The following is a 5,438-nucleotide window of genomic DNA, read 5'->3' as shown; positions in this document are numbered from 1 at the left end:
AGAAGCCCGTCGTCAAGACGGACTCCATCATGGTCCACAACTGACAAGCGGCCCGGGGCCAGCCAATCCGCTCGGCTGGCCCCGCCTTATTTGGGAAGCATCCATGGACATTGAACCGATCACAGCCGGCAGCGCCTGCATCTTCGCCGCGGGCTCCTCCATCCGGCTCGCCTACGAGTGGGACGCCAGGCTGGGCGTGGAAACCAACGTGTCCAACGCCCACGCCGCCGTCACCGGCGCCCTGAACGAGGAGAGCGACGGGGTCCTGGTGACTCTCCCCGGGACCGCGGACGCCACCGTCAACGCGCTGGCGCTGGCCACCGGTGATCTGCTGCTGGGCCTGCTGACGGTCGAGACCGGTCGCAGCAGGGCGGAGCTGCGGGCGCGGATCCCTCGGTCGGACTGGCGGATGGTCCTGGGCGGCCAGGTCCTGTACCCGCTCGCCTTCTCCTCCTGCTACGGCCCCGACAGCTCCCGCTACACCTTCGGCAGGCCGGGGTCGTTCGTCATGTTCCAGCCCCAGCGGGCCTTCGCCAGCCGCCACGACCCGTCCGTCGGCAAGATCTCGGACAGGGCTCGCGAGCGGATCCGGGAGGCCCACCGTGCGGCCGGGCGGCCCTTCGACCTTCGTCTCACCCTCAGCCCCTTCGAGTGCCACAAGGTGGTCAAGCCCCAGCACCTCGGAGAGCACCCGGTGGTGTGGTGGTGACCGGCATGAACAGAGAGGCCTCTGTCCTGTGGAACCTCCTCGGGCGCGCCATCGGGCAGCGCGGCGTGTTCGAGGACAGGCTCATCCGTCGGCTGAGCCTCGCGTCGCTCGCCAGCTCGTTCGGCCAGGGGGGGTGGATAGCGGCGAACCTCGTCCTGCTCGAGCACGTGCTGCACATGTCCCCCGACAAGTTCGGCCTCGCCCGCACCATCGCCGCTGTCAGCGCGCTCATCCTTGTGCTCCCGGTCATGTCCCTGGGGGACAGGTTCGGCACCCGGCGGCTGGCGATCGCCGCGCACGCGGTCCAGATCCTTGCCGTGGCAGCGATGGGGATGGTCAGCGGATTCCTCTCCTACGCCGGCATCCTCGTGTTCCTGACGATCGTCCGCCGGATCGCCGACACCACCAGGGCCACCATCACCAGCGAGATCGCGGCCGGCAACAGCGGGCCGAAGCTGCGGGCGGTCTCCCGTTCCCTGGGCAACGTCGGGTTCGTCGGCGGGAACGCCCTCGCCATCGGTCCGCTCGCGCTGGGCGGGCGGGACGGCCTGCTGGCCGCCGTGGCGATCTACGGCGTGCTGTCACTCGTCAGCATGATCGCCGTGGCCGGGCTCGCGGCCTCGGCCGACTGGCCGGGCGGCCTGGCGGAGGCCGGGAGGAAACGCAAGGAGGCCCGCCGGGGCTCCCTCCGCGCCGTCCTCGGCGACCGGTCCTACATCGCCGCGGTGACGATAGCGACGCTTTTCAGCTTGTGCGACACGGTCCTGACGTTCGCTGTGCCGCTGTGGCTCTCGGGGTCGGGGCAGCCGACCTGGATCATGTCGATCCTTCTGGGAATCAACGTGGTCACGGTGATCCTCCTGCAGGCCCGCCTGGTCGGGGAGGACAACTCCGCCGCGGCGATGCGGAAGTACTTCGCCCTCTCGGGGGCCAGCCTCTTCGCGGCTCTGGCCCTCTACGCTGTAGCCCACACATTGACCGGCGCGCAGTTCATGGCGGTCCTGATCCTGGGAACCCTGGCACTGACCGCGGGCGAGATCTTCTCGTCCGTCCTCCTCTGGAGCCTGCCGGTCATATTCTCCAAGAGGGAGACGCTCAACACCTACAACGGCGCGGCTTCCTCCATCAGCTCCCTGAGGGACACCATCGGTCCGATGATCGTCTCCGCGGCGCTGCTGAACGGCGGCGTCGGGCCCTGGCTCGCCGGGGGCTGCTTCTTCGCCGTCGTCGCAGCAGCCGGGGCGTCGATCATGTCCCTCGGCACCAGCGCCACCCCCGCGCCGCTGGCGCCGGCCGACTCCATGGCCTGAAGGAGCGTCATGCCGGACTCCCGCACGCTACCCAGGACGCAACCCGTTCTCCACGACAGCAGGACGACGCTCACCGAGTTCAGGCCGGGCGACGAGAACGCCATGGTGGAAGCCTCGCAAGACGAAAGCATCCGCAGATGGACCGCCTGGCCCCGGTCCTACACCCTCACCGACGCTCAGCAGGGCATAGCCCAACGCAAGGAGCGGTTCCGCAGCGACAGCGCGGTGGCGTTCGCCATCCGGCGGACCGGCTCCGACCTCCTGGTCGGCGGCTGCGACCTGCGCACGACGCAGGACAGCCCACACCGCTTCGAATTGGCCTACTGGCTCGCCGGCCACGCCCGCGGAGCCGGCGTCGCCAGCTCCGCCGTCCGCCTCGTCTGCCAATGGGCCTTCCGCGAGCTGCCGGCGCTGCGCATTGAGGCCCTGGTCCAGCCGGAGAACACATCCTCCCGGGCCGTCCTGCTCCGCGCCAGCTTCACCCATGAGGGGACCCTGCGGGCGTTCCGCATCCGCCGCGGCCTCCCGATCGACCTCGACTGCTACGCACTCCTCAAGAACGAATGAGCAGGTCGAAGTCCGAGCTCCGCTGGAGCACGATCCCGATCCGCGCCCGCCACTGGCCCCCCGGCCTCGCCGGGGTCCTCTCCCAGCACCGCCACCTCGCCGCCGTCCCGGCGGCGGTGGCCCTCCAGGATCTCGGGCGTCGTGGTCTTACCGGCCCCGTTCGGCCCGAGCAGCGCGAAGATCTCCCCGCGCCGCATCTCCAGATCCACGTCGGCGACAGCTTCCCTTCCCCCGTACATCTTTCGCAGCCCCCGCACCCGGAGTGCCGGTTCCCTCGTCATGCCCCCAGAGTGCTCGCCGACGGCACCCGCGCATGAGCTCCGAACGGTGGACCTGCGCCAGTCCACCGAACGGTGGACTGCACGGGCCAGTCAAAGGGTGGACTGCCTCCGCCCGCACCACGACCTGCTGACCGCCGCCCGCCACCAGGCCGCCACCGACCCCGACTGGCAGGCCGACTACCGCCGCTGGCCGCCTCGTCGAACGCGCCATCGCCTGGATCGTCCACCGCGGCACCGCCGACTGCGCTACCGAGGCCGCCGACGTGAATACTTCCCTGCCAGCGGGGATGGCGTTGAGCATGGCGGCGGTCTCTCTGCCGCGGCGGTCGGCCTCGGGCGGTTACCGCTACTTGGCGGACGGTGAGTTCGGCCTCAGGGTGAGCCTGGACGTCTCCGAGCCGGTGCTTCTGCAGATGCAGTGCATGCCCACCATCGGAATCGCCGTCGACCCCCACAGCCGCCACGCGTTCCAGGTCATTGACGCAAACAGGCCTCCCAAGGCGACCGCCGACCTGCCGGCGATCGGCGACAGGCCCGCTGCGCGGTGGCGCTGGCGGCGCGGATTCGGTCTCGGGCGAGGCCGCGAGGATGCGTCACCTGACCGTCTCCGGCGACAACGCCGGCAACCTCACCTACCAGGTCGCCAACGGTTGGGGGCCGTCCCGGCACGGCGCTCGGAACCTTGGCTGGGACGCGGGTCGCCGGGCGACCTTGCGAGCGGGCCGCGATGGAGTGAGCGTCGCGCATCCTGTGGCGGCTGTCTTCTCCTCGGGACCCTGGGGGAGAGGAAGGCTGTTCCACAGGTACAGCACGGTGCCACACGCCTGCGAGGTGGTGTCGCGGCTCATGACGCCCGGCTTGTCCACGGAGCGAGTCCAACCCTCAAGCGACTGGTACGGCTCCATCGCCGTCGGCTGGCGGGGGCCCGCAGATGAGCGTCACGATCATGTTGATGCCCTGCTCACTTCGGTATAGGCGGGAATGCGCCAGCCCCTTGCTTCCTGCTTCGGCAGGGGGCTCCAGCTGTACGACGGTGGTCTGTCCCGGTGGGACTGCCTCCGCCGAATAGGAGGCGAACATGGCTAGAAAGGGGCCGTCCCAGCCGAAAGGAACCGCAGCGGCCAGCATTACCGACACGGCGGCCAAAGCCACGAATCCTGGCGCCATGGACGCATAGATCACGATGCGGACGGCGAGGTGGCTCGGACGGTGGATCACAACTCCGGCCAGCAAGAAGACCCGGACTGCGCCGGTGATGCACAGCCAAAGCCAAAAGTTGGTGAGCGGCCGGCTCAGCAGCGCGCTGATCCAACCTAGGAACTGTCCCGTGGCGAGGCCGAGTGATGCTTCGTCGCCAGCGGCCCGGAGCACGATAAGTTCATCCGGTGCGACTTTCGGCGACTGCACGGAGGCGAATATGTGCCTCTGGTAGCCCCGACGGATGAAGTCGCCGCGCGAGACGGCGTCAATGACGTCGTACAGCCAGCCCCCTGGGTTTGCGGTGATTCTTCTACCAAGCCAGATGAAGAGGTTGCCGCGCTGCAGGAACCCCCGGTGCATGGCCCCGCCGCCAATGCACAGCAGTGCTTCACCCAGGACCAGAGCACTGACGTAATAGGGCCAATCGCGCCAGTGGCCACCCGCCAGTGTGACAGCGGCCAATGCAATGACCCCGACACCGAACATGGCCAGGACGAAAACTGACCAGCCCGAGATGGCCCGCCGACGGACGTGGATGAACGGTGTCGCCAACGTCACCGTCGAAACCCTGGGCGCGTCGGTGCAGGTCCTCCGTAGGAGCCTGACGGCGTGTAGTGCGACGTTCCCGCCGTGGCTATGTGCCACTATCCACTGCCGTGCGTCCGGGTTTTCCTTGATCCGACCCTGGATCTGGTCGGCGAGCCGCACGGCGGCCCGCATACGGGCTCGAAAGCTGTTGCTGTGCGACCACTCAAAGGGCGCTACCTCGCATCCGGCCGCTGTCAAGGCCCTGCTCAGGGGGCTGTCCGCTTGTGTCCAAGCAGCCTTGCCAGCCCATGTGCCGGGAACCAGAGTGACAATCGCATCTGGTCCATTACGCACATTGCTATCAGGGGCGGTGGCGCTCACCACCACACGGTACGGCGACGCTGCAGCCTAAGGGGTCGCTATGTGCAAAGTCGCGTTTCCCGGACAACTGGATCAAACGCCGCCCCGGGGTCCGGGAGGGCCGGATCGTCGCCGCTGCGCCGCAGGCCCAGTCCGACGGGTGACGACGCCGAACCTCGCTCGTACCCCGTCCGCGGGACCGCGTTCGGTCCTGGCCGGCGCCGCGGCCTACTGCCGGGCCCTTGCTGGGCGCGCTCGCCGCGGCCGGGTGATCGCCGTGGTGTGGGTCGGTGTCCCGGACTCGTTCAGGGCGCCCGGGTCCGGGCTTTCGACGTGCCAGCACGCGCTTCCGGCACAGACGCACCTTGCGTCACGACCCGGCAGGCGGTGGGTCGACGACGCCGACGACCACCGGATTTACCCAGGTACACGGAAGAGTCACGGCCTGTCGGCAGCGCGGTGCGCATCCTCAGTCCCCACCTT

Annotated in this window: 5 protein-coding genes; 3 read left to right on the top strand and 2 right to left on the bottom strand. The window is 69.0% G+C overall.

The window, feature by feature from the left end; translation table 11 throughout:
- Positions 1–103: 103 nt before the first annotated feature.
- The 3 genes from DN069_RS13640 to DN069_RS13630 are packed head-to-tail and all read left to right on the top strand — an operon-like array spanning position 104 to position 2,586.
- Positions 104–709, top strand: coding sequence for a hypothetical protein (locus tag DN069_RS13640; protein ID WP_111501221.1), 606 nt, complete (start codon positions 104–106; stop codon positions 707–709).
- Positions 710–714: 5 nt separating this feature from the next.
- On the top strand, positions 715–2,019 hold the full coding sequence (locus DN069_RS13635) for an MFS transporter (RefSeq protein WP_133259914.1): 1,305 nt from the start codon (positions 715–717) through the stop codon (positions 2,017–2,019).
- Between the two features lie 9 nt (positions 2,020–2,028).
- The gene (locus DN069_RS13630) at positions 2,029–2,586 is read left to right on the top strand and encodes a GNAT family N-acetyltransferase (RefSeq protein WP_111501219.1); all 558 of its coding nucleotides are present in this window, start codon (positions 2,029–2,031) and stop codon (positions 2,584–2,586) included.
- Here the strand turns inward: DN069_RS13630 and DN069_RS42385 are convergent.
- Both DN069_RS42385 and DN069_RS13620 read right to left on the bottom strand, forming a co-directional pair.
- Positions 2,562–2,867, bottom strand: coding sequence for an ATP-binding cassette domain-containing protein (locus DN069_RS42385; RefSeq protein WP_207892148.1), 306 nt, complete (start codon positions 2,865–2,867; stop codon positions 2,562–2,564). The genes DN069_RS13630 and DN069_RS42385 overlap by 25 nt on opposite strands.
- A gap of 882 nt (positions 2,868–3,749) precedes the next feature.
- The gene (locus DN069_RS13620; RefSeq protein WP_341538470.1) at positions 3,750–4,949 is read right to left on the bottom strand and encodes an esterase/lipase family protein; all 1,200 of its coding nucleotides are present in this window, start codon (positions 4,947–4,949) and stop codon (positions 3,750–3,752) included.
- Positions 4,950–5,438: the final 489 nt, after the last annotated feature.

Source organism: Streptacidiphilus pinicola (assembly GCF_003258295.1).
GTDB lineage: Bacteria > Actinomycetota > Actinomycetes > Streptomycetales > Streptomycetaceae > Streptacidiphilus > Streptacidiphilus pinicola.
The sequence above is the reverse complement of the archived record's forward strand: the minus strand, read 5'-3'. Positions and strand labels throughout refer to the sequence as shown.